A 23,567-nucleotide genomic window follows, 5' to 3' on the forward strand; every position below is an offset into this window, starting at 1 on the left:
CTCCAGCCAGGAAGTTCCGTTGATCTGGCTGGCTGGCTTGGCGCGCGGCCTTGCTGGCTGGCTGTCGCCTTGCAGCGGCGATGTCGAGGAAAGCCTATCGATAGCGATTACGCGTATCAATGCACAATCAGCTTCGCAATTTTATAAGACTTCCAACTAAAGCGTCCCGCGCGCGAAGCCTGGAAGCTTTGTAACAAACAAAGGTGCAACGCTTCCAATCAACAATTTGCCGTATTGACCTCAAATTGAAAGAACGAAATTTTGGCGTGATGACGGATGATGAAAATCGATCGCGGATGTCGCGCCGACGAAAGCCGAACGCTTACGGAGAAGCGCTGGCGGAAAGCCGTGCGTCCGAACATGCTGTCGCTCGCTTGAATGCAATCACGCGTGACGGGGCAGCTCCGGATTCGCTTCTTTCCGCCCAGCCGCCCCGCGAGATCGATGCGCTCAATTTACTCGGGAGCGGACGCGAAGTCGTGATTTTCCATTCCGGCTGCCGATACAGGCTGCGCATCACATCCACAAACAAGCTTATTTTGACGAAGTGAGGCGGTCATGCGCGAGACCAGGACAATAAGCGGACGGATGAAGGCTTTCCGTCTTGCAAGCCTTATCAGTCTATGTGCATGGGCGTTCGCCGCTGACGCCCAAGCGAACGAACGCATCGTCTCTATCGGCGGCTCCGTAACGGAGATCCTTTATGCGCTGGGTCTGCAGGACAGCGTCGCCGCCGTGGATACGACGAGTCTGTTTCCGCCGGAAGCGCTCAAGAAGAAGCCAAACGTCGGTTATATGCGTGCGCTTTCGGCGGAAGGAGTCCTCGCGCTCAAGCCCTCAATGGTTCTGACGGCTGAAGGCGCGGGTCCGCCGGCGGCATTGGCGAGCTTGCGTGAATCCGGCGTGCGCTTGCTCATGATCCCGGACGAGCCGTCCGCGGCCGGCGTTCAGCGCAAGATCCTCGCGGTCGGCGAGGCGACCGGCTCGAGAGAGCCGGCGCAGCGACTCGTCAAGCGCGTGGCCGCTCGATTTGACGCTCTCGCGCTTCTTCGCGAAAAAATCGGCGCGGCCAAGCGGGTTCTTTTCGTCCTCTCGAATTCGGGTGGACGAACGGTGGTTGGCGGAAAAAGCACGTCGGCGGACGCCATGATCGCTCTCGCCGGCGCCACAAACGCGGCCGCATCTATCGACGGTTTCAAGCCGATGAGCGGCGAAGCGATCGTCGCCGCCGCGCCCGATATTATATTGACGATGCGACGGGACGGCGTCTCCGGCCAGGAAATCGCCACAACCCCGGCCTTCGCCATGACGCCGGCCGTCAAGACGGGCGCCATCGTCGAGATGGACGGGAATTATCTCCTGGGCTTCGGCCCGCGTGCGCCCGACGCCGCGCGCGACCTCATGGCGGCGTTCTACCCGGATCAGACTTTTCCTGCTCTGCAAGGCGGGAAAGGCGATGACGGCGGCGAGCGATGAGCTTGACGACCGGCGTCAGGGCGGGCGCGCCGCAACTGTCGGCGTCGCGGCGCCATGCGAGCCTGGCGCTATTGTTATTGGTCGGCTTGAGCGTCGTGTCGCTTTTTGTGGGCGTCGCGACGGGGGCGGCGCCGATTGCGCCGGCGCGCGTGCTGGAAATTCTTCTGGACGGCGGAGCGCCGGAGGAAATGGGACGGCCGGCCTATGACGCCAATCTGATCTTGAACATTCGTCTTCCACGGGTTGTCCTCGGTTTCGAGGTCGGCGCCGCCCTTGCAGTTAGCGGCGCGCTCATGCAGGGGCTGTTTCGTAACCCGCTCGCAGATCCGGCTTTGATTGGCGTATCGAGCGGAGCCGGCCTCGCCGCCGCCGCGTCGATCGTGCTCGGCGGCAAATGGATGAGCAATCTCTTTTGGAATTCCGCCGCGTTACCGGTTAGCGCCTTTCTTGGCGGCCTCGCCTCGACCTCTTTCATTTATGCAGTTTCGACTCGGGAGGGCCGAACGTCCGTCGCGACAATGCTTCTCGCAGGCGTGGGATTTGGCGCCTTTTGCGGCGCGCTCACGGGTCTCCTCGCTTATTGGTCCAATGATCAGCAGCTCCGAGACCTGACTTTCTGGTCGCTCGGCAGTCTCAATGGCGCCACCTGGTCAAAGGCGACCACAATCACGCCTGGGATTCTCCCGCTGGCCGTTTTGACACCTCTTCTCGGCAAGAGCCTGAACGCTTTGGCGCTAGGTGAATCCGAAGCGTTTCATCTCGGCGTGCGCGTTCAACTCGTCAAGACGCTCGTCATCGCGCTCGTGGCGCTGGCCGTTGGTCTCAGCGTGGCGACAGCGGGTGTGATCGGCTTTGTCGGCATCGTCGCGCCGCATACGATCCGCTTGCTGTTCGGTCCCGACAACAGGCTGTTGTTGCCGGCGGCCGCGCTGCTCGGAGGCGCGGCGCTGGTCGGCGCCGACTCGCTCGCGCGGACGCTCGTCGCGCCCGCCGAACTCCCGATCGGCGTCATCACGTCGGCGATCGGCGCTCCTTTCTTTCTCTGGCTTCTCCTGAGCCGGTCGCGAGGAATGTTCTGATGAAGCCTTTCGTCGAGGCGCGGGCGCTGCATTATGCTGTTCGAGGCGTGCATATCGTCGCGGACGCGACGCTGTCGCTTTTTCCCGGACGCCTCGTCGTCATTGTCGGTCCAAACGGGGCCGGCAAGTCGACGCTTCTGAAGCTGCTTTCGGGCGAGCTGCATGCGAGCTCGGGCGAGGTCTCCTGTTGCGGGGAGCCTTTGCGGCGAATTCCGGCATGGCTCCTCGCGCGACGCCGGGCGGTCATGGCGCAGGCGACGCAGCTCGCATTTCCATTCACCGTCGAAGAGGTTGTCCGGATCGGGCTCGACACGCTGGGCGTCGATGCGAGAGGCGAAGCGGCGGACGAGATCATCGCTCGAGCGCTTCGGCGGGCCGACATCTCGAATTTGGCCCGCCGCAAATACGACACGCTGTCGGGCGGCGAGCAGCAGCGGACGCATTTCGCCCGAGTCTTGTGTCAGCTCGCCGCGGGGCGACGTAGCGAAAGCTGTCAGGCGCTTTTTCTGGACGAACCGGCGGCCAGCCTCGACATCCGGCATCAATTGACCCTGATGGACGCCGCGCGAGAGATCGCCGATAGCGGCGTCGCCGTCCTGGCGATCCTTCACGATCTAAATCTCGCGGCCGCCTATGCCGATCAACTCGTCGTCATGCGGGCGGGAAAGCTCGTCGCATCAGGCGATCCCGCCAAAGTTCTGGCCGGCGGACTCCTCTCCGAGGTCTTCGGGGTTCATCTCCGCCTTTGCGCCGCGCCGCCCAAAGCGGCTTTCATTTTGCCGCACGGCCACGCGCGCCGCATCGCATGGAGTCAACCCGCGCAGACGGCCCTCCGGCGGGGTCCCTTAGACAATCTCGTTTGCGAGCAAGGGAGCGAGCCGTGCGCGACCTTGCTCAAGAACGAAAACGCATCGACGAGCTTCTCTTTCTGGCCTTGAAAGGCGCTGCGACGAACGGTCGGCGGCGGCCGCGGGCGCTGCTTTCGGGCCGGGTTGTTACTTCTTCATGCACTCGGCTTCGGCCTTCTTGAAGGCCTCGGGCGCGGCTTCCTTCTTTTCCGGGCGGCCCGGCTGGACGGCGCCGGTGGAGAGGGCGCGCAGATACACATAGAGGTCGTCAATATAGCAGACGGCGTTCTTATTGTCGGCGAAGGCCGGCATGACGCTGTTGCCGTTCTGACGGCCGCCGATGACGATGCCGGCGAATTCGGCGTAGTTGAAGCGCTTCACCGACTCTTTGAGGGCCGGCGCATAGGTCGAGCCGCCGCCATTCGGACCGTGGCAGACATGGCATTCGGCGTGATAGCGGCGATAGCCGGAGAAGGCGTACCAATCGACCGCGCCGTCGGCGCCGATATTGTAGGTGGGATCGCCTTTCGCGTCGAAATATTTGCCGTTCTCGGATTTGACGGCCTTGGGGTCTCCGGGCGCCTCGGCCAATGCCGGGGAGGCCGCCAAAAGGGCGCCGATCGCGAAGAAGACGGGAAGCGGGCGTTTCATTTCAAACTCCGGACAAAACATGTTCAAGCGCAAGAAAAGCCGGCATTGGCGGCGCCGGCTTCTCCTTTGTGGTCAGTTCGGCAATGAGAAGACGGTCAGCACGCCGCCAAGGGCGGTGTAGTTGGCGAGGGAGGCGTAGTTGCCGACGGCGCCGAGGCCTTCGTTCGACTTCGACAATCCGGCCGCAAGGCCGATGCCCGCCCAGCCGCCGACGCCCGACAGCACGGCGACATATTGCTTGCCGGAAGTTTCATAGCTGATGACGTTGCCGATGACGCCGGAAGGCGTTTTGTGCTTGAAAAGCTCTTTGCCCGTCTTCGTATCGACCGCCTTCAGATAGCCTTCGAGCGTGCCGTAAAAGGTCACGCCGCCATCGGTCGACAAGGCGCCCGACCAGACCGAAAAAGCCTCCTTGTTCGACCAGACGATCTTCCCCGCTTTCGCATCCCAGGCGATGAAGGCGCCCGTATGCATGTCGCCTTTGTCGCGGTCGGCGGGAAACATCTCCAGCGTCGCGCCGACATAAGGCTGCCCGGCGGTGTAAGACAGGCGGAACGGTTCGTAATCCATGCAGACATGGTTCGTCGGCACCAGGAAGAGATCGGTGGCGGCGTCATAGGAGGCAGGCTGTTGATCCTTGACGCCGAGCGCCGCGGGGCAAACGCCTTCCGTATTGACGTCCTCGCCATTGTGCTGCGTCGAATATTTGTCGACCACCAGCGGACGCCCATAGGTCTTGGAGTTCTTGTCCATGTCGACCTTCGCCGCCCAGTTCACCGCGGGGTCGAACTTTTCTGCGACCAGAAGTTCGCCGCTCACGCGGTCGAGCGTATAGGCGAAGCCGTTGCGGTCGAAATGCACGAGCGCCTTGCGCTTCACGCCGCCGATCGTCTGATCCGCCAGGATCATCTCGTTGACGCCGTCATAGTCCCATTCGTCATGAGGCGTCATCTGATAGACCCACTTCACCTTGCCGGTGTCGAGGTCGCGCGCCCAGATCGTCATCGACCAGCGATTGTCGCCGGGACGCTGGCTGGGGTTCCAGGTTGAGGGATTGCCGGAGCCGTAATAAACGAGATTCAGCTCCGGATCGTAGCTGTACCAGCCCCAGGTGGTTCCGCCGCCGGTCCGCCACTGTTCGCCTTCCCAGGTGTTGATTCCCGAATCCTTTCCGACCGGCTTGCCGAGATGCGTCGTCTTTTCGGGGTCGATCAGCGTCTCTGCGTCCGGACCCGTCGAATAGCCGCGCCAAAGCAGCTTTCCGGTCTTGACGTCATAGGCCGTGATATGGCCGCGCACGCCGAACTCGCCGCCGGCGATGCCGACGAGCACCTTGTCCTTGAACACATGCGGCGCGGCGGTCGAAGTGTGACCCTTGGACGGATCGCCGTTCTTCACCGACCATAAAGGCTCGTTGCGTTTCGGGCCGCCGATCGCGCCCGCTCCTGCGTCGAAGGCGACCAGCGTCGTATCGGCCTGCGCCAGGAAAATCTTGCCGTCGCCATAGGCGAGGCCGCGGTTGACCGAGTCGCAGCACATGATGGCCACGACCTGGGCGTCCTGCTCGGGCTGATATTTCCAGATGATCTTGTGGTCGGGGTCTTTGAGGTCGAGCGCATAGACCGTATTGGGGAAGGGCGTGTGCAGATACATCACGTCGGTCGTAAAGGCCTTGCGCGTAACGAAGCTCTTGCCGTTCTTGTCCGTCGCGGTTTGCTCGGGGATCTGCACATTATGGATGACGAGCGGCGCGCCTTCATGGCCGCGCAGCACGCCTGTCGAGAATTGCCAGTCGATGACGAGCTTGCCGACATTTTCGGTCGTGATCTGCTTCAACGCCGAATGACGCAGATTGGCGTCGTCGCCGGTGGGCGAGACCCATTGTTTGGGGTCTTTCAGCCTGATCGAAAGGTCGTCCGCCTGCGCGCCGGCGCATGCGGCGAGAATGGCGGTCGAGGCCGTCATCAATAGCCGGTTCATGAGCGTTCCCTCTGATATTTTCTTATGCGGCGCTCCGTTGCTCGTCGGGGAAAAGCGGCAGGAGGGACCGCCCATCCCCGCAGCTTCGGAGGCGCCAGGAGAAAATCGTAAGGGGACGACTTGGACGCGTCTTTAGGCTTTTTGGAACCAGAAATCCGGGAAAAATCGGAAAAGGCGCGACCGAATTATCATGGCCCGCGCAAGCGGATTATGGGCGGATCAGAGGATATGTTTGGCGGCCTTCGCTTCCACCGCGATGCGCACAAGATCGACGCGCGAGCGCGCGCCGAGCTTCCTGTTGAGCAGCGCGCAGCTATTTGCGACGCTCTTGTAGCAAATGCCCATGTCATGCGCGATTTCCGCCATCCCCTTGCCGTCGGCGAGGAGCCGCAAGGTCTCCTTCTCGCGCGGCGTGAGGTCGAGAAACGGGTTGGTCTGCTTCTTCTGATTAAAGAAAGCGAGCTTGTGCGCCATGTCGTCGGAAACGTAACGTTGTCCCCCGCCGACAAGGCGCACGGCCTTGACGAAAAGCGCGGGATCTTCATTCTTCGACATGTAGCCGAGCGCGCCGAGTTCGATCGCGCGCGAGGCGTGAACGGGGTCGGCGTTCATCGTGTAAACGAGGATTCGCGCCTTTGGCCTTCGTTTCAGCATTCGGCGCAAAAGATCATAGCCGGACATGTCGGGCAGATTGACGTCGAGCACCACGATGTCGGGCGCCTCGCGCGCGAAAACGTCGAAGGCGCGCTCCGCGTCCTGGGCTTCCAGCGCCTCCATATCCGCTTCGCCCGCGAGCATGCCGCGGCACCCGGCTATCACCATGGGGTGGTCGTCGACGATGAGAATGCGCATGTTATTATTGCCGTCCGTTCATCGCGGCGACTATGTCGGGCCGGGCGCGGGGCTGTCAATCGCGACGCCTCGGACGGCTTCGGCGAAGATCAGGAACGAACCAACATGCGGCCGCTGTCGCTCGCCACGAAATTCAATCTTCTGATCGCTGCGGCTTTTTCGACGATCTTCGTCTTCAACATCGTCACCATCGCCAATCGCGTTCATGCGGGCTTCGACGCGGAGCTCAAAAGCAATTTCAAGCTCGCCAAGGAGCTGGCGATCATGGAGACCGTCGCCGGGCGCGATCCGGTCGTCCGCCTTCGACAGGTCTTCGAAAATCCCGATTACCGGCAGCGCGTCGACATCAGGGTGATCTGGAGCGGCCCGCCAGGGAGAGAGGCGATGGAGGCGGCTCCGGCTGCTGAAGAGACGCTGGCGAGCCCATACTGGTTCTCCGCCCTCGTTTCGCCCGAACCCCGCACGCTTCGCATCCCCGTCACCGTGAACGGGATGATGAAATTCGGACAGATCGAGCTGGTTTTCTATCCCGATCTCGAAGCGGAGAAGGCTTGGTCGAACCTCACGCGGCTCGCCTTCGGCAATCTCGTCGCGCTCGGCTTGATCTGCGCGGTCGTCCTCGCCTTGATGAATCGCTGGCTTCAGCCCTTCAAGGCGATTGGCGACGGGCTTTTGCGGCTCGAACGCGGCTTTAGAAGCGTTCGCCTCGCGCCGGAAGGCGCGACGGAATTCGTCGATACGGCGGTGCGGCTCAATGCGCTCGCCCAGACGCTGGATCGAGTCGAGGGAGAAAACCGCACCCTGCTCGAGCGCCTCGTGAAGATGCAGGATGACGAGCGCGCCACGATCGCGCGCGATCTCCATGACGAGGTCGCCCCCTGCCTCTTTGCGATCCGCACCGGCGTCCTGGCGCTTTCGGCAAGCGAGGCGGCGACCGGACAGAGCGGCGGGCGCGTTCCCCAAATATGCGGTGAAATCAGCTCGGCGGGAAACGCGCTGCAGGACGTGGTGCATCGCATGCTCGACGAATTGCGGCCGCCGGGACTTTACGAACTTGGGCTCGAACCCGCGCTGCGCGGGCTGATCGCCAATCGGCGGGCCATGCGGCCCGATATTGCGGTGACGCTGGAGGCGCCGCACGATTTGCGCGGCATGGGCGAGGCCGTGGAATTGACCGCCTATCGCGTCGTGCAGGAGGCGCTGACCAATATTTTTCGCCACTCTTCCGCGCGAAACGCGAAAGTGGCGCTGCGTTTCGAGCATCCCGCTTCGCTTGAGGAAGAATCGCTCATCCTGCGCATCACGGTATCGGATGACGGGGTCGGAATCGGCGCGCATCAAAGGAGAGGGCGCGGCCTTGTCGGCATGTCCGAGCGCGTGCGGGCGCTGAACGGCGCGCTCGAAATCAGCGCGGCCCCCTCCGGCGGCGCCATCGTCGACGTGACGCTGCCTTTGCCGATCGTAGAACCGGTCGAGGAAAACATGCCGTTTGTGGGGGCGTGACGCCCGATCGCGTCAGTTCGGGCGGACAAGTCGATATGCGCTGCGCGCGATCTCCAACTCCTCATTGGTCGGGATCACGAAGACGGCGACCGAGGATTGCGGAGCGGAGATTTTTGTCTGCGCCGCGCGATTGGCCGTGTCATCGAGTTCGACGCCGAGCCAGGCGCAACCCGCCGCGACCTCCGCGCGCGTCGCCGCGTCGTTTTCGCCGATGCCGGCGGTGAAGACGAGCGCGTCGAGACCGCCGAGCGCCGCTGCGAGCGAGCCGATCTCCCGCCGGATGCGATAGACGAAAAGCGCGATCGCCTCTTTGGCCTGCGCCGCCGCCGAGGCGCGCAGCGCGCGCATGTCCGCTGAGAGGCCCGAGACGCCGAGCAGGCCGGATTGGCGATAGATCAGATCTTCCACCTCGCGCGGACCGAGCCCGTAATGGTCCATCAGATGCAGCAGCGCCCCCGGGTCGAGCGCGCCGCAGCGCGTCCCCATCATCAGCCCGTCGACGGTGGTGAAGCCCATCGTGCTCGCGACGCTCCCGCCGTCGATCATCCCGCAAAGGCTCGCGCCATTGCCGAGATGAGCGACGATGACGCGGCGAGACGCGAGGTCGGGCGCAACCTCTTTCAGCCTGCCGGCGACATATTGATAGGAAATGCCGTGGAATCCGTAACGGCGCAAACCGGCCTGCGAATATTTCCGCGGTAAGGCGAAAGCTTGCGCGATTGGCGGCTGCGTCGCGTGGAACGCCGTGTCGAAGCAAGCGACCTGCGGCAGTTGCGGATGTTCCGCCAGCATGGCCCGGATGACGGCGAGATTGTGCGGCTGATGCAAAGGGGCGAGGGGGATGAAGCGCGCAAGCGCCTCCATGTCGGCTTCGGTTATCCGCAAGGGCGCGGAAAAGACGCCGCCGCCGTGCACGACGCGGTGGCCGACCGCCGATATGTCCGCGCCGTCGAGCCAGGGCGCGGCGATGCGCATCATGGTCCGCGTCGCGGCGGCGTGATCGAAATTCTCCGGCGCAAGCGCTTCGTCGAGCAGCGTGGCGCCGTCCGCGCGGGAAAGCCTTGCGCGCGGCGTCGCGCCAATGCCGTCGATCGCGCCCTTGAGCCGCAGGACCGGCGTCTCCGCCGCGTCGAAGACCGCGAATTTGAGGCTCGACGAGCCGGCGTTGACGACTGCGATGCTGGACATGGTCATTCATCTCCGTCGCCGCGGGCGACAGGCCTGCGACGACGCGAAATGAGTGCTGTCTTGCAAGCGCTTTGTCCAGTCGAACGCGGCCTTGGCTATTGGAGCCGGCTTGGACGACTCTGGCGGAACCGGGCGGCGTCATGCGCGTTAAGCTGGAATGGCGCCATTGGCCGCGCCGCGCTCGGCGCGTGGGCCTTCAGAGCGTTTTAGACCCCTACTCCCATGACGGCGATCGAAGAGGCTGCTTCCGTGAACATTCCTGTTGAAGATGTCGAGTCGCCCGAGTCGACGCCGCGTCCGCGGCCGAAACGCCAGCAACGCGCTTTGGACATTCTTGTGATCGAGGACGAGTCGATCATCGCGAAGGATATCGAATTCATGGTGAACGATCTGGGCCACCGCGTCGTCGGCCCGGCTCGGACCCATAAGGAAGCGCTCTCGCTCGCCTTGAAGGCGCGGCCGGCCGTGATCGTCGCCGACGTCAGGCTGGCGGATGGCAGTTCGGGGATCGTCGCGGTCGACGAAATGCTGAAAAGCATCGACGCATCGGTGATTTTCGTCACCGCGGCGCCGCAATGGCTGCAAACCGGCGAGCTGGAGCCGGTGCTGGTGATCCCGAAGCCTTATTCGGTCAGCGACGTGAAAGCCGCGATCGCCAAGGCGACAACGCGGCGGGCGCAGTCGATGGAAACCATCATGGCGACCAAATCCGCCGTCAGCCGGCTCACGCGCAAGCAATAGCGAGCCGCATGGTCCAAGCCATGCGGCGATCATTCGCATTCGCGCCCCTCGCGGGATGGCCGCGGATCCCCTATCTTTGCCTTCATTGAACGAGAAACTTCGAGGGAGGCGGACTTGTACAAGAAAATTCTCGTCCCGGTGGACCTGGGCGAATCCGACATGGCGAAACTCGCCATCGACGCCGCCCTGGCGCTGGCGAAGAGCGCCCCGGAGGCGCAGATGCGGCTCATCAACGTGCAGCCGCTCGTGCCGATGGCCTTCGTCGACTACATCCCTCCGAATTTCGACGAAGAGTTGCGCGAGGCGGCGGAGAAGGACATCGCCGAACGCGCGCAGAAGGTCGATCTGCCGCAGGAGCGCGTCTCCTCGACCGTGCGTTTCGGCGCCGTTTATCCCGAGGTGCTCGCCGAGGCCGAGGATTGGAGCGCGGACCTCATCGTCGTCGGCTCGCACCGTCCCACGATGGCGACCTATCTTCTCGGCTCCAACGCCAAGACGATCGTCCGGCACGCCAAATGTTCGGTTCTGGTGGTGCGGCAATAGGCGCGGCTGGCGGCGGAAGGGGCGGGGGCTAGACTGTCGCACATGGTTCGATTCGCGCCCCTCGCTTTCGTTATGTCGATCGCCTTTGCCGCTCCGGCCATGGCCGCGGAGAGCGATGCTCTGAAGCTCGGCGCAGGCATTGCGAAAGCGAATTGCGGGAGTTGCCACGCGGTCGGCCGCACCGGCGCGAGCCCGAACCCGAAATCCCCGCCTTTCCGCTATCTCGCCCGCAAATATCCGCTCTCCAATCTGGAGGAGGCGCTGGGCGAGGGCATCGTCGTCGGCCATGAGGGGCTGGAGATGCCGCAATTCCGCTTCGACGCGAAGGAAGTCGAGGCGCTGCTGGCTTATCTCGGGTCGATCCAGAAGCGCTGATCCCTTAAGTTCCCGCCGCCAGCGCCTCGCGCGGCCACAAGCCGCCTTTGCGCTCGCGGGGCGGCTGGTCTAAAACGCCTCGAAAGCAGCCGAGGAAATAATGTCCGCCATCCCCGATTTCACCAAGATCCCCTTCGCCGCCGCCTCCGTCGCGCAGGACGCGCCCGTCCGCAGCTGGCTGACGCCCGAGGGGATCGAGGTGAAGAGCGCCTATGGGCCGTCGGATGTCGAGGGCCTGTCCTTCATCGACGGCTATCCCGGCGTCGCGCCCTTCGTGCGCGGGCCCTATTCGACCATGTATGTCGCCCAGCCCTGGACGATCCGCCAATATGCGGGCTTCTCCACGGCCGAGGACTCCAACGCCTTCTACCGCCGCAATCTCGCCGCCGGCCAGAAGGGCCTCTCGGTCGCCTTCGACCTCGCGACCCATCGCGGCTATGATTCCGACCATCCCCGCGTCATGGGCGATGTCGGCATGGCGGGCGTCGCGATCGATTCGATCTACGACATGCGCACGCTGTTCGACGGCATTCCGCTCGATCAGATGTCCGTGTCGATGACCATGAACGGGGCCGTGCTGCCCGTTCTGGCGCTCTTCATCGTGGCGGCGGAAGAGCAGGGCGTTTCGGCCGACAAGCTCACCGGCACGATCCAGAACGACATTCTCAAAGAATTCATGGTGCGTAACACCTATATCTATCCGCCGGAGCCCTCCATGCGGATTGTGTCGGACATTTTTGCGTACACGTCCCAGCATATGCCGAAGTTCAACTCGATCTCGATCTCCGGCTATCACATGCAGGAGGCCGGCGCCTCGGCCGATCTCGAACTTGGCTACACCTTGGCCGACGGCGTGGAATATGTGCGCGCCGGCGTCGCGGCGGGCCTCGACATCGACGCCTTCGCGCCGCGTCTCTCCTTCTTCTTCGCCATCGGCATGAATTTCTTCATGGAGGTCGCGAAGCTGCGCGCCGCGCGCCTGCTCTGGGCGCGTCTGATGAAGGATATCGGCGCCAAGTCGGAAAAGAGCCTGACCCTGCGCACCCACTGCCAGACCTCCGGCTGGTCGCTCACCGCGCAGGACGTTTACGTCAACTCCATCCGCACCTGCGTCGAGGCCATGGCGGCGACGCAGGGCCATACCCAGTCGCTGCACACCAACGCGCTCGACGAGGCGCTCGCTTTGCCGACCGACTTTTCGGCCCGCATCGCCCGCAACACGCAGATCGTGTTGCAGCAGGAGAGCGGCACGACGCGCGTGATCGATCCCTGGGGCGGCTCCTATTATGTCGAGCGTCTGACCGCCGAACTCGCCAAAAAGGCCTGGGCGCATATCGAGGAGATCGAGAAGCTCGGCGGTATGGCCAAGGCCATCGCGGCGGGCGTGCCCAAGCAGCGCATCGAGGAAGCCGCCGCCAAGACGCAGGCCCGTATCGACAGCGGGACACAGGTTGTCGTGGGCGTCAATAAATATCAGCCGGAGAACGACGCCAAGCCGAACGTTCTGAAGGTCGACAACGCCGCCGTGCGCGCCGCGCAACTGGCCAAGCTCGCCCGCCTGCGCGGCGAACGCAATGAAGCCGAATGCCAGGCGGCGCTGAACGCGCTGACGGAAGGCGCCACGTCCGGCGCCAATCTTCTCGACCTCGCCGTCAAGGCGGCGCGCGCCAAGGCCAGCGTCGGCGAAATCTCCTACGCGCTGGAGAAGGTCTTCACCCGCCACAAGCCCAAGGCGAATGTCATTTCCGGCGTCTATGCGAAGGAAGCCGGGAAGGACAGCCAGCAGGTCGGCCGCGTCGTCGGCATGACCCGCGACTTCGAGGAGAATACCGGCCGCAAGCCGCGCATTCTCGTCGCCAAAATGGGCCAGGACGGCCACGACCGCGGCCAGAAGGTCATCGCCTCCGCCTTCGCCGATATGGGTTTTGACGTGGTCATCGGCGACCTCTTCGCAACCCCCGACGAAGTGGCGCAGAAGGCGAAGGAGGCCGACGTGCACATTGTCGGCGTCTCGACCATGACCGCCGGCCATCTGACGCTGACCCCCGAACTGCGCGACGCGCTGGCCCGCGTCGGCCGCGAGGACATTATGATGGTCGTCGGCGGCGTTATCCCGCCGGATGATTTCCAGGCGCTCCTCGATTTCGGCGCCGCGGCGATCTTCCCGCCCGGCACCAACATCCCGCTCGCGGCCGAGAAGCTGCTGCACGAGCTGAACATCCGGCTGGGCTTCGCGCAGCGGGCGCCGGCGAAGGGGTAATTGGCGCGCGAGGCGGCATTCGAGCCGCCCTTGCATCGGCCCCGTTTCAGCGCCATCTGCAGGGCGGCCGCCGCGCGGGCGGCTGTTAGAGGCCGCTCATGACCTTCATGTTCGACGCCGCGCTGGCGGCGCTGCGCGAGATCCTTTCCCCGCCTTTCCGCAATGTGCTGATCAAGAGCATCGGCATGACGCTGCTCTTCCTGGCGCTCGCCTGGGTGGGCCTCGACAAGCTCGCTCTGTCCTATATCGCCGTGAACCACCCATGGCTTCAGATCGCCTTGACCTATGCGACGGGCGTCGGCCTCTTCCTGTTCCTCGCCTTTTTCCTCGGCCCGATCTCGGTCCTGGTCGCGGGCCTTTTCCTCGACGATCTCGCCGACGTCGTGGAGGCCGACCTCTATCCGGCGGGTGAGCGCGGGCGGGCGATCCCCGCCGCGCAGGCGATCATGATGGGCGTCCGTTTCGCCGCGGTGTCGGCCGGGGTCAATTTATTGGCCTTGTTCCTGCTGCTCGTCCCCGGGATCAACGCCATCGCCTTCCTGCTGGCCAACGCCTATCTGCTCGGGCGCGAATATTTCCTCTTCGCCGCCACCCGCTTTCGTTCGCTGGAGGAGGCGACAGAGCTGCGCCGCCGCTATGCGCCCCAGCTTTTTCTGGCGGGCCTGTTCATCGCCGCCTTCGTCATGACCCCCGGCCTCAATGTGCTGACCCCGCTTTTCGGCGTCGCCTTCATGTCGCGTATCCATAAAATGCTGTCGCTGGAGCGGGAGGCGCGCTGGGCGGGCCGCTGAGGGGCGAAGGCCTGGCGCGACCTCTAAGGGAGGGAGATTTCCCCTTGGCGTTCCAGCCGGGACCCGCTATAAGGCTCGTTAACGTGGCGCGTGGCCGGAAGGTCCCGCGCCGCGACTGTTTTGCGGCGGACGTCTCTTTTGCAGCGCCAAAGGAACCCGCCAAGAGGAAACCGGGCAAGCGAAATGGTCAACCCGTTCACATTCCTGCAGGAAGTTCGCGCCGAGGCGGGCAAGGTCACCTGGCCCACGCGCCGCGAGACCATGATCACGACCGGCCTCGTGATCCTCATGGTTCTTTTTGCGAGCCTTTTCTTCGTCCTCGTCGACTCGGCCCTTCGCTTCGGCGTCGGCCTGCTGTTGCGCGTCGGACAGTGATTTTCAGGAGCTGAGCGCGCCCCATGGCCATGCGCTGGTATATCGTCCACGCTTATTCGAACTTCGAGAAGAAGGTCGCGGAATCGATCCGCGAGGGCGCCGCGCAGCGGGGCCTGACCGACGCTTTCGAGGAAATCCTCGTGCCGACCGAGCAGGTCGTCGAGGTGCGCCGCGGCCGCAAGGTCTCGACCGAGCGCAAATTCTTTCCCGGCTATGTGCTGGTCAAGTGCAACCTCACCGACAATGTGTTCTCGCTGATCAAGAACACGCCGAAGGTGACGGGCTTCCTGGGCGCCGACAACAAGCCGATGCCGATCTCCGAAGAGGAGGCGATGCGCATCAAGGGTCAGGTCGCCGAGGGCGTCGAGCGTCCCAAGCCCACGATCAGCTTCGAGGTGGGCGAGACGGTGCGCGTCGCCGACGGCCCCTTCGCGTCGTTCAACGGCCTCGTCGAGGAAGTGGACGAAGCCCGCTCACGCCTCAAGGTCGCCGTCTCGATCTTCGGCCGCCCGACGCCGGTGGAACTGGAATTCGGGCAGGTGGAGAAGGTTTGATCGCCCACTTTCTCTAAGGGAATGGAAGCTCGCGCCGCTCCGGGCGTGAGGACGCCGCCGGCGTAAAAAAAATTGCGAACGCCCTTACGCATTTGTGGCCGTCGCATCCCGATCCGCGCGCCTTTCGATCGCGGGATAGGTAGAGAATCGCGCGGTTTCGTGTAAGCTTTCCGGGTTGTATGCCTGCGCTTTTTGCGGCGGCGATGGAAGCTACGATGAGCGACGAAGCCGAGAACTTCACCCTGGCCCTGCTGCGCAAGATCGACGTGAAGGTGGATACTCTTCGCGACGAGATCGCCGATGTCCGTTCGGAGGTCCATTCGCTGCGCGCGGATGTGGCCTCTGACCTGGTGAACATGGAAAAACGCATTGGCGAACAGGGGAAGCGTCTGAGCGATCAGATCGTCGGGCTGCGTCGCTCGGTGATGGAATACCACTCCTCCGCGATTGGCCATGGCGTGCTGTTGACAGAACTCGAAGAGCGCGTGCGTCGGCTCGAACAGCATGTGGGCCTTTCGCCCGAAGGGCATTGAGGTCGGCTATCGTTGAATGTCGATGATGTGGCGATGCGAACGCCCCAGAGGCAGGTTCCATCGGTCAGTTATGCGAACTCCCCGCCATCAGCGAAGAGTCGCCGACAACGGAGCTGTTTTACATCATGGAATTGGGCCGTCTCTTTCTTCGACAAGCCTCTGAGTGCGACGTTCCTGCGCTCATCCGGCTCCTTCACCGCTCATGGTTGGTAGCTTGGGCTCCTGAATTGCCCTTCGAGGCGGTTCAGGCGTTCGCGGCCGCCGATCCGGCTCGCACCCACGCCGAAACCATGTGGCTCCACTTTTACGTGGCCGTCGTCGATGACGAACTCGTTGGCGTCATTCATGTCGCTGAGGACCGCATCATCGATTTGCACGTTGATCCGCAAATATGGCGCGAGGGTATCGGATCGAAGCTGATGGATTTCGCGGAACAACAAATCGGGCGGTCTTACCCTGTTGCTCGTCTAGAAGTTCGAGCCTTCAACAAACGTGCTCGGGCCTTCTATGAAAGTCGGGGGTGGAGCGAGACGAGAAGGTATCCGGGAATAGAATGTGGAAGCCCGGTCGAGAACCTCGAAATGCAGAAGCTGCTTTAAAGCCGCCAAAAGCTGGGAGTGGCTTTTGGCGCAAAACTCAAAAATTATGCATCGCTCCGAAACGCCTGTGTTATAAGAAGAAATAGCCGCTTTCTAACCCTCAGCGTTATGCATGAAGGAAAGAGCGATGGCTGATGCGCCGCCGCCGCTGCTGGTCGAAGTGACGATCGAGCCGAAGTCCAAAGCCGATTGGCAAAAGTTTTCCGCTGCCTTAGTGCAACTCGCTGCTGATGATCTGTTCCTCAAGGTCGATGTCGATCAGGAGACCGGCCGTGCGCTTCTCAGGGGCGCGAGCGAAAGCCATCTTGGATTGGCGATAGATCGTCTGACCGGCGTCGACTCCTCGGTGCTGGCCTTCGAAATCGCCTCGCGCGCCGCTTTCCGCGAAGCACTGCAAAAGGGCCAGTCCGTTCTGCTCGAACCGATCATGAAGGTCGAGGTGGTGACGCCGGAAGAATATACCGGCACTGTCATCGGCGATCTGAACTCGCGTCGCGGCCAGATCCAGGGTCAGGACCTGCGCACCAACGCCGTAGTCATCAACGCTATGGTGCCGCTCGTGAATATGTTCGGCTATGTCAACAATCTGCGTTCCGGCACGCAGGGCCGCGCGAACTACGCGATGCAATTTAGCCATTATGCGCCATTGCCGCCGCCTGACGACGACAAGCCGTTTCGTCCCGCTATGGCGATGCGCGCATAACAACCAAAGACATGATTGGGATTTCTACTGCTACACGGCGCTGTCTCGACGCAGCGCGGCGGCCAAGTGCAAAAATAAAGATTTTTGCACGTCTCGCGACCAATTAATTTTGCAGAGGAATTTCGTTGCATAAAACAGGCGCGAAATTCTATTTGCTTTCGACCCACCCCGTTGGCGCGATCGCGAACATCCCCTTTCGCTGCGACAAGACCGCCGCGCGCCCCTCCCTTGCGCTTTCCCCCGCCTTCCTCTAAAAGCCGCTTTTCCTCGGGCGCTCCCCGCGCCGCGAGGAAATCATACGTGGCGGGTCCGCCCTGATCGCCATCGGGGAGAACGGACCGGACCACGACCTGCAACCGGCGCCGGTTGGGCTTTGCGGCCCCGCCGGGCGTCATTCGTTGGAGAAAGTAAATGGCGAAGAAAATTGCCGGCTACATAAAGCTGCAAGTGCCGGCCGGCGCGGCGAATCCCTCGCCGCCGATCGGCCCCGCGCTCGGTCAGCGCGGCCTCAACATCATGGAGTTCTGCAAGGCGTTCAACGCCAAGACGGCGCAGATGGAGAAGGGGACGCCCATCCCCGTCATCATCACCGCCTATCAGGACCGCTCCTTCACCTTCGAGATGAAGCAGCCGCCGGTCTCCTTCTTCCTGAAGAAGGCCGTTGGCCTCAAGATCGGCAAGAAGCCGGCTTCGGGCTCGAAGACTCCTGGCCGTAACGTCGTCGGCAAGGTGACCAAGGCGCAGATTCGCGAGATCGCCGAGAAGAAGATCGTCGATCTGAACTGCGCCTCGATCGAATCCGCAATGTCGATGATCGAAGGCTCGGCCCGCGCGATGGGCCTCCAGGTGGTGGAGTAAGACCATGGCGCATATTGGAAAGAGAATCGCCAAGGCCCGCGAGGGCGTCGAGCGCACCAAGCTCTACGGGATCGACGAGGCCGTGAAAATGGTGCGCGAACGCGCCAAGGCCAAGTTCGACGAGTCGGTCGAGATCGCCATGAATCTCGGCGTCGACCCCAAGCACGCCGACCAGATGGTCCGCGGCGTCGTCAATCTGCCGAACGGCACGGGCCGCGTTCTGCGCGTCGGCGTTTTCGCGCGCGGCGCCAAGGCGGACGAGGCGAAGGCCGCGGGCGCCGACGTCGTGGGCGCAGAGGACCTGGTCACTATCGTCCAGGGCGGCACGATCGAGTTCGATCGCTGCATCGCCACGCCCGACATGATGCCGCTCGTCGGCCGTCTCGGCAAGGTGCTCGGCCCGCGCGGCATGATGCCGAACCCCAAGGTCGGCACGGTGACCATGGACGTCGCCGGCGCGGTGAAGGCCTCCAAGGGCGGCGCGGTCGAGTTCCGCGTCGAGAAGGCGGGCATCGTGCAGGGCACGGTCGGCAAGGCTTCCTTCGACGAAGGCAAGCTCATCGAGAACATCAAGGCCTTTGTCGACGCCGTCGCCAAGGCCAAGCCCACGGGCGCCAAGGGCACCTATATTCAGCGCGTGGCCATCAGCTCGACCCAGGGTCCGGGCGTGAAGGTCGAGGTGTCGAGCCTCGGCGCGACCACGGCGTAAAGGCCTAGAAGAAGGCCAGTTTTCGGAGCCGGCGGGGAGACCCGCCGGCTTTCTGTTTGAAAAAAATGCCCGTAGCTCAGAGCAATTCGCGCCACTGCCGGGCGCCATGCAGAATGCGCACGATTTCCACGTCAAGGCCGGCTTCCCGGTAGGCAATGAGATAATTTCCGACAGGAAAGGTCCGCAGATCAGGCCGGATTTCCGGGCGCGCCACGCCCATTTTCGGCATTTCGGCCAGACGCTCGCAGGCGCGGCGCATGCTTTCGAACCACTGTCGAGCAGCGGCGGGGCTGTCCGCGGCGATGTAGGAGACGATTTCCTCGATGTCCTGCTCCGCCCGCGGCTTGAGCTTGAAACTCATTTTTCAGAGAATTTGGGCGCGAGTCGCGCGCTCAGACGGGCGAACGCCTCGTTCCCGTCAGTCGCTGGGCCGCTGTCGACCCCCTCATCCCAAAGGCGTCGCAACTCGTCGACCGCCTGTTCCCGTTGCCGGCGGCGCAGCCTCCAGTCCCGCAGCGCCTCGCGCATGACTTCGCTTGCGGAAGCATATTCGCCCGTCTCGACGACCTCGCGCATCATCGCCGCCATTTCGGACGTTATGGCGACGCTGATTTTTTCGACTCTTGGCACCGCAGCGTCTCTCCCTCGGCGCAAAGGTAGGCATATTTCCTACCGCTTGCAATGATCGGCCTTTCCCGCCTCCAATTTGATCGCGTCCCCTTGCCGCATGCGTATCTTCCGGGCGCTTTCCGCCTTGTAAGCGGGCGCTCGTACCAATAGTTTGGCGGCGCGAAATCTGCGGCGTGAGACCGGCTCTCTCAAACGGGAGCCGGACGCTCGCGCTTTCCCCGCGCCGCCCGTTCTCTTTAGGAATAGCTGCATGTCCGTCCTGATCGACAAGAACACCAAAGTCATCACGCAAGGGTTCACCGGCAAGACCGCCACTTTCCATTCGGAGCAGGCGATCGCCTATGGAACCAAGATGGTCGGCGGCGTTTCCCCGGGCAAAGGCGGCTCCGCGCATCTTGGCCTTCCCGTTTTCGACACCGTGGCGGAAGCTCGTGAAAAGACCGGGGCCGACGCCTCGGTCGTCTATGTCCCGCCGCCGGGCGCCGCCGACGCCATCTGCGAGGCGATCGACGCGGAAATCCCGCTGATCGTCTGCATCACCGAGGGCGTGCCGGTGCAGGACATGATCCGCGTCAAGCGCGCGCTCACGGGCTCCAAATCCCGCCTCATCGGCCCCAACTGCCCGGGCGTCGTCACGGCGGGCGAGAGCAAGATCGGCATCATGCCGGGCAATATTTTTTCGCGCGGCTCCGTGGGCGTCGTGTCGCGCTCCGGCACGCTGACCTATGAGGCGGTTTTCCAGACGACCCGCGAGGGCCTCGGCCAGACCTCGGCGGTCGGCATTGGCGGCGATCCCGTCAAGGGCACGGACTTCATCGAAGTGCTGGAATTGTTTTTGGCCGACGACGCGACCAAGTCGATCATCATGATCGGCGAGATCGGCGGCTCGGCGGAAGAGGAAGCGGCCCAATTCTTGAAAGACGAGGCCAGGCGCGGCCGCAAGAAGCCCATGGTGGGCTTCATCGCCGGCCGTACGGCCCCTCCCGGCCGTCGCATGGGCCATGCCGGCGCGATCATCTCCGGCGGCAAGGGCGATGCGGAGAGCAAGATCGCGGCGATGGAGTCGGCGGGCGTCCGCGTGTCGCCTTCGCCGGCGCGGCTGGGCAAGACATTGGTCGAGGTGCTCAAAGGTTAGGCGCTGCTGCGCCCTTCTTTGCCGCCTTCGAGAACTTAGATGAGGGGCGTCGCCGTTTTTGAGCGGCGCTCCACAACAAGCCTTCGGCGGCGGGCGACTGGCTCCCGGGCGCGCCGCTGTCGGCTTCAAGAGAAGCGAGACTTATGGCGCGTCTTGAAACTGATGGCGTGACCGGACCGGCGGCTCCCGGCGGTCCGCGTTCTGCGCAAAATCACGGCTTCGCAGCCACGTCATTTCTCCAGGGCGCGAACGCCGCCTATATTGAGGGGCTTCTAGACGCCTATGAGGCCGACGCCTCTTCGGTAAGTCCCGAATGGGCGAAATTTTTCTTTGAGATGGGCGCCGTTCCGGGCGCCGCGCCGGCCAATGGCCCGTCCTGGGCGCGTCCCGACTGGCCGCTGACCGCCAATGGCGAATGGGTGAGCGCGCTCACGGGCGACTATCCCGCGCCGGCCCCCAAGGCCGCGCAAAAAGGCGCGCCGGTTCCGCCGCCGACGGCCGCGACCGCCGACGAGATTCAGCGCGCCACGCGCGATTCCGTGCGCGCCCTCATGATGATCCGCGCCTATCGCATGCGCGGCCATCTCCACGCCAATCTCGATCCGCTGGGTCTGGAGCAGCGCCACGATCATGGCGAGCTGCATCCGGAAACATACGGCTTCAAGGACGAGGATTACGACCGCAAGATCTTCATCGACGGCGTTCTTGGCCTGCAATACGCCAGCGTCTTCGAGATGGTGACGATCCTGCGCCGCACCTATTGCGGCTCGATCGGCTTCGAATTCATGCACATCTCCAATCCCGAGGAGAAAGCCTGGCTGCAGGCGCGCATCGAAGGCCCCAAGAAGGAGATCGTCTTCACCGATCAGGGCAAGCGCGCGATCTACAACAAGCTCGTCGAGGCCGAGGGCTTCGAGAAGTTTCTCGACGTGAAATATACGGGCACGAAGCGCTTCGGCCTCGACGGCGCCGAGGCGATCGTGCCGGCGCTGGAGCAGATCATCAAGCGCGGCGGCGCGCTCGGCGTGAAGGAGATCGTGCTCGGCATGGCCCATCGCGGCCGCCTCAACGTTCTCTGTCAGGTGATGGCGAAACCCCACCGCGCGCTCTTCCACGAATTCAAGGGCGGCTCCTTCCTGCCCGACGAGGTGGAAGGTTCGGGCGACGTGAAATATCACCTCGGCGCCTCGTCGGATCGCGAATTCGACGGCAACAAGGTGCATCTCTCGCTCACCGCCAATCCGTCGCATCTCGAAATCGTCGATCCCGTCGTGCTCGGCAAGGTCCGCGCCAAGCAGGACCAGCATGGCGGCGACCGCCGCGTCGTGCTGCCGCTGCTCATCCATGGCGACGCGGCTTTTGCGGGTCAGGGCGTCGTGGCGGAATGCTTCGGCCTTTCCGGCCTCAAGGGCCATCGCACGGGCGGCTCGGTGCATTTCATCATCAATAATCAGATCGGCTTCACCACCTATCCGCGCTTCTCGCGTTCCTCGCCCTATCCGTCGGACGTCGCGAAGATGGTCGAGGCGCCGATCTTCCATGTGAATGGCGACGATCCCGAGGCTGTCGTCTTCGCCGCGCGCGTCGCGACGGAATTCCGCCAGCAGTTCCAGAAGCCGGTCGTCATCGACATGTGGTGCTACCGCCGCTTCGGCCATAATGAGGGCGACGAGCCGGGCTTCACCCAGCCGCTGATGTACAAGAAGATCCGGTCGCATCGCACGACGCTCGATCTCTACGCCGAGAAGCTCGCAAGCGAAGGCCAGCTTTCCAGGGCCGACGCCGACAGGATGAAGGAGGATTGGCGCGCGCGGCTCGAAAGCGAGTTCGAGGCGAGCCAGTCCTATAAGCCGAACAAGGCCGATTGGCTCGACGGCCGCTGGGCGGGCCTCAAGCCGGGCTATCAGGCGACGGAGGACGAGCGCAAGGGCAAGACCGGCGCGCCGCTGGAATCCTTGCGCGACATCGGCGCGAAGCTCACGACGGTTCCCGCGGATTTCCACCTGCACCGCACCATCCAGCGCTTCCTCGACAATCGCCGCGCCGCCATCGAGGAGGGAACGGCGATCGATTGGGCGACGGCGGAGGCGCTCGCCTTCGGCACGCTGCTCACCGAGGGCTACAAGGTGCGCCTCTCCGGCCAGGACAGCGAGCGGGGCACCTTCTCGCAGCGACACAGCGTGCTGATCGATCAGGAGACGGAAGCGCGCTACATCCCTCTCGATCATCTTTCGCCCGACCAGGGCAGGTTCGAGGTCATCAATTCGATGCTGTCCGAAGAGGCCGTGCTCGGCTTCGAATATGGCTATTCGCTCGCCGAACCGGGCGCGCTGGTTCTGTGGGAAGCGCAGTTCGGCGACTTCGCCAATGGCGCTCAGGTGATCTTCGATCAGTTCCTGTCGGCGGGCGAGCGCAAATGGCTGCGCATGTCGGGCCTCGTCTGCCTGCTGCCGCATGGTTATGAAGGGCAGGGGCCGGAGCACTCTTCCGCGCGTCTGGAGCGCTATCTCCAGCTCTGCGCCGAAGACAATATGCAGGTCGCGAACGTTTCGACGCCGGCGAATTATTTCCACATTCTGCGCCGGCAGCTTCACCGCAACATGCGCAAGCCGCTCATTCTCATGGCGCCCAAATCGCTGCTGCGCCACAAGCGCTGCGTCTCGCGGCTGGGCGAAATGGGCGTGGCGTCGAGCTTCCAGAGAATTTTGCTCGACGATGGCGAGACGCATGAAAAGGCGACGCTGCGGCCCGACGAGGAGATCCGCCGCGTCGTGCTCTGCTCGGGCAAGGTCTATTACGATCTGCTCGAAGATCGCGAGAAGCGCGGCGTCGACGACGTCTATCTGCTGCGCGTCGAACAGCTTTATCCTTTCCCGCTGAAGAGTCTCGTCACCGCCATGTCGCGCTTCAAGAGCGCTGATGTGGTCTGGTGCCAGGAGGAGCCCAAGAATATGGGCGCCTGGTTCTTCGTCGAACCCTATCTCGAATGGGTGCTCGGGCAGGTGAACGGCAAAACGAAACGCGCGCGCTATGTCGGGCGTCCGGCGTCGGCCTCAACGGCGGCGGGCACCATGTCCAAGCATCTCGCGCAACTGAAGGCTTTCCAGGACGACGCCTTCGGGACCTGATTCCCTCTCCCCGCATATGCGGGGAGAGGGTTAGGGCGAGGGCAGGCCGCTTTCGC

Annotated in this window: 24 protein-coding genes and 1 pseudogene; 19 read left to right on the top strand and 6 right to left on the bottom strand. The window is 63.4% G+C overall.

All coding sequences use genetic code 11. The annotated features are described in order from the left end of the window. Nucleotides 1-203 precede the first annotated feature (203 nt). The 4 genes from hemP to MMG94_RS15760 are packed head-to-tail and all read left to right on the top strand — an operon-like array spanning nucleotide 204 to nucleotide 3,493. Nucleotides 204-551, top strand: coding sequence for a hemin uptake protein HemP (hemP, locus tag MMG94_RS15745; RefSeq protein ID WP_244415455.1), 348 nt, complete (start codon nucleotides 204-206; stop codon nucleotides 549-551). 7 nt (nucleotides 552-558) lie between these two features. Continuing rightward, nucleotides 559-1,476 (top strand): heme/hemin ABC transporter substrate-binding protein, encoded by a 918-nt coding sequence (locus MMG94_RS15750; protein WP_154419672.1) that lies wholly within the window; start codon nucleotides 559-561, stop codon nucleotides 1,474-1,476. After that, the gene (locus MMG94_RS15755) at nucleotides 1,473-2,555 is read left to right on the top strand and encodes a FecCD family ABC transporter permease (RefSeq protein WP_016921216.1); all 1,083 of its coding nucleotides are present in this window, start codon (nucleotides 1,473-1,475) and stop codon (nucleotides 2,553-2,555) included. Before MMG94_RS15750 ends, MMG94_RS15755 begins: the two co-directional genes overlap by 4 nt. Further along, nucleotides 2,555-3,493, top strand: coding sequence for a heme ABC transporter ATP-binding protein (locus MMG94_RS15760; protein ID WP_016921217.1), 939 nt, complete (start codon nucleotides 2,555-2,557; stop codon nucleotides 3,491-3,493). The genes MMG94_RS15755 and MMG94_RS15760 overlap by 1 nt, the downstream gene beginning before the upstream one ends. Before the next feature lie 57 nt (nucleotides 3,494-3,550). On the opposite strand, the gene MMG94_RS15765 is transcribed toward MMG94_RS15760, so the two are convergent. From MMG94_RS15765 to MMG94_RS15775, 3 genes are all read right to left on the bottom strand, one after another. Then, nucleotides 3,551-4,054, bottom strand: a complete 504-nt coding sequence (locus tag MMG94_RS15765) for a c-type cytochrome, methanol metabolism-related (RefSeq protein ID WP_051001154.1) — start codon at nucleotides 4,052-4,054, stop codon at nucleotides 3,551-3,553. 72 nt (nucleotides 4,055-4,126) lie between these two features. Next, nucleotides 4,127-6,034 carry a methanol/ethanol family PQQ-dependent dehydrogenase gene (locus MMG94_RS15770; RefSeq protein ID WP_026016443.1) on the bottom strand — a complete coding sequence of 636 codons (1,908 nt, stop codon included), beginning with the start codon at nucleotides 6,032-6,034 and terminating at the stop codon, nucleotides 4,127-4,129. 219 nt (nucleotides 6,035-6,253) lie between these two features. Continuing rightward, nucleotides 6,254-6,886 carry a response regulator transcription factor gene (locus MMG94_RS15775; protein WP_016921220.1) on the bottom strand — a complete coding sequence of 211 codons (633 nt, stop codon included), beginning with the start codon at nucleotides 6,884-6,886 and terminating at the stop codon, nucleotides 6,254-6,256. A 105-nt stretch (nucleotides 6,887-6,991) separates the two neighbouring features. Between MMG94_RS15775 and MMG94_RS15780 the strand changes: the two genes are divergently transcribed. Continuing rightward, a complete protein-coding gene (locus MMG94_RS15780) occupies nucleotides 6,992-8,389 on the top strand; it encodes a histidine kinase (RefSeq protein ID WP_154419671.1) in 1,398 nt (465 codons plus the stop codon). Nucleotides 8,390-8,401: 12 nt separating this feature from the next. Here the strand turns inward: MMG94_RS15780 and MMG94_RS15785 are convergent, their stop codons facing one another. After that, nucleotides 8,402-9,577, bottom strand: a complete 1,176-nt coding sequence (locus MMG94_RS15785) for an acetate/propionate family kinase (protein ID WP_026016444.1) — start codon at nucleotides 9,575-9,577, stop codon at nucleotides 8,402-8,404. A gap of 249 nt (nucleotides 9,578-9,826) precedes the next feature. Between MMG94_RS15785 and MMG94_RS15790 the strand changes: the two genes are divergently transcribed. The 12 genes and pseudogenes from MMG94_RS15790 (at nucleotide 9,827) to rplA (ending at nucleotide 18,618) form a co-directional block, all read left to right on the top strand. Beyond that, complete coding sequence (locus tag MMG94_RS15790; protein ID WP_157212453.1) at nucleotides 9,827-10,318, top strand: response regulator; 492 nt, start codon at nucleotides 9,827-9,829, stop codon at nucleotides 10,316-10,318. Between the two features lie 114 nt (nucleotides 10,319-10,432). Next, nucleotides 10,433-10,861: a universal stress protein gene (locus MMG94_RS15795; protein ID WP_016921224.1), complete on the top strand. Its 429-nt coding sequence runs from the start codon at nucleotides 10,433-10,435 to the stop codon at nucleotides 10,859-10,861. Between the two features lie 42 nt (nucleotides 10,862-10,903). Then, nucleotides 10,904-11,236 (top strand): c-type cytochrome, encoded by a 333-nt coding sequence (locus MMG94_RS15800; RefSeq protein ID WP_016921225.1) that lies wholly within the window; start codon nucleotides 10,904-10,906, stop codon nucleotides 11,234-11,236. Nucleotides 11,237-11,336: 100 nt separating this feature from the next. Next, nucleotides 11,337-13,496 (top strand): methylmalonyl-CoA mutase, encoded by a 2,160-nt coding sequence (scpA, locus tag MMG94_RS15805; protein ID WP_016921226.1) that lies wholly within the window; start codon nucleotides 11,337-11,339, stop codon nucleotides 13,494-13,496. A gap of 98 nt (nucleotides 13,497-13,594) precedes the next feature. Next, entirely contained in the window at nucleotides 13,595-14,287 is a 693-nt protein-coding gene (locus MMG94_RS15810) for a sulfate transporter family protein (RefSeq protein ID WP_016921227.1), read from the top strand. Between the two features lie 183 nt (nucleotides 14,288-14,470). Beyond that, nucleotides 14,471-14,662 carry a preprotein translocase subunit SecE gene (gene secE / locus MMG94_RS15815; RefSeq protein ID WP_016921228.1) on the top strand — a complete coding sequence of 64 codons (192 nt, stop codon included), beginning with the start codon at nucleotides 14,471-14,473 and terminating at the stop codon, nucleotides 14,660-14,662. A gap of 23 nt (nucleotides 14,663-14,685) precedes the next feature. Further along, nucleotides 14,686-15,216 (top strand): transcription termination/antitermination protein NusG, encoded by a 531-nt coding sequence (gene nusG / locus MMG94_RS15820; protein ID WP_016921229.1) that lies wholly within the window; start codon nucleotides 14,686-14,688, stop codon nucleotides 15,214-15,216. A gap of 215 nt (nucleotides 15,217-15,431) precedes the next feature. After that, nucleotides 15,432-15,749: a hypothetical protein gene (locus MMG94_RS15825; protein WP_244415457.1), complete on the top strand. Its 318-nt coding sequence runs from the start codon at nucleotides 15,432-15,434 to the stop codon at nucleotides 15,747-15,749. A 125-nt stretch (nucleotides 15,750-15,874) separates the two neighbouring features. Continuing rightward, nucleotides 15,875-16,348: a GNAT family N-acetyltransferase gene (locus MMG94_RS15830; RefSeq protein WP_016921231.1), complete on the top strand. Its 474-nt coding sequence runs from the start codon at nucleotides 15,875-15,877 to the stop codon at nucleotides 16,346-16,348. A 142-nt stretch (nucleotides 16,349-16,490) separates the two neighbouring features. Beyond that, nucleotides 16,491-17,051 (top strand): annotated as a pseudogene (locus MMG94_RS15835) (hypothetical protein); the annotation flags it as partial. Nucleotides 17,052-17,462: 411 nt separating this feature from the next. Continuing rightward, complete coding sequence (gene rplK, locus MMG94_RS15840; RefSeq protein ID WP_016920501.1) at nucleotides 17,463-17,909, top strand: 50S ribosomal protein L11; 447 nt, start codon at nucleotides 17,463-17,465, stop codon at nucleotides 17,907-17,909. A 4-nt stretch (nucleotides 17,910-17,913) separates the two neighbouring features. Further along, nucleotides 17,914-18,618, top strand: coding sequence for a 50S ribosomal protein L1 (gene rplA / locus MMG94_RS15845; RefSeq protein WP_016920500.1), 705 nt, complete (start codon nucleotides 17,914-17,916; stop codon nucleotides 18,616-18,618). A 76-nt stretch (nucleotides 18,619-18,694) separates the two neighbouring features. Here rplA and MMG94_RS15850 read toward each other — a convergent pair whose 3' ends face one another. Further along, nucleotides 18,695-18,979 carry a type II toxin-antitoxin system RelE/ParE family toxin gene (locus MMG94_RS15850; protein ID WP_016920499.1) on the bottom strand — a complete coding sequence of 95 codons (285 nt, stop codon included), beginning with the start codon at nucleotides 18,977-18,979 and terminating at the stop codon, nucleotides 18,695-18,697. Next, nucleotides 18,976-19,248 (bottom strand): type II toxin-antitoxin system ParD family antitoxin, encoded by a 273-nt coding sequence (locus MMG94_RS15855; protein WP_040579302.1) that lies wholly within the window; start codon nucleotides 19,246-19,248, stop codon nucleotides 18,976-18,978. Before MMG94_RS15855 ends, MMG94_RS15850 begins: the two co-directional genes overlap by 4 nt. A 250-nt stretch (nucleotides 19,249-19,498) precedes the next feature. Between MMG94_RS15855 and sucD the strand changes: the two genes are divergently transcribed. Both sucD and MMG94_RS15865 read left to right on the top strand, forming a co-directional pair. Continuing rightward, nucleotides 19,499-20,383 carry a succinate--CoA ligase subunit alpha gene (gene sucD, locus MMG94_RS15860; protein WP_016920497.1) on the top strand — a complete coding sequence of 295 codons (885 nt, stop codon included), beginning with the start codon at nucleotides 19,499-19,501 and terminating at the stop codon, nucleotides 20,381-20,383. A 143-nt stretch (nucleotides 20,384-20,526) separates the two neighbouring features. After that, nucleotides 20,527-23,511: a 2-oxoglutarate dehydrogenase E1 component gene (locus tag MMG94_RS15865; protein ID WP_016920496.1), complete on the top strand. Its 2,985-nt coding sequence runs from the start codon at nucleotides 20,527-20,529 to the stop codon at nucleotides 23,509-23,511. Nucleotides 23,512-23,567: the final 56 nt, after the last annotated feature.

The organism is Methylocystis parvus OBBP (assembly GCF_027571405.1).
In the GTDB taxonomy this organism is placed as follows: domain Bacteria; phylum Pseudomonadota; class Alphaproteobacteria; order Rhizobiales; family Beijerinckiaceae; genus Methylocystis; species Methylocystis parva.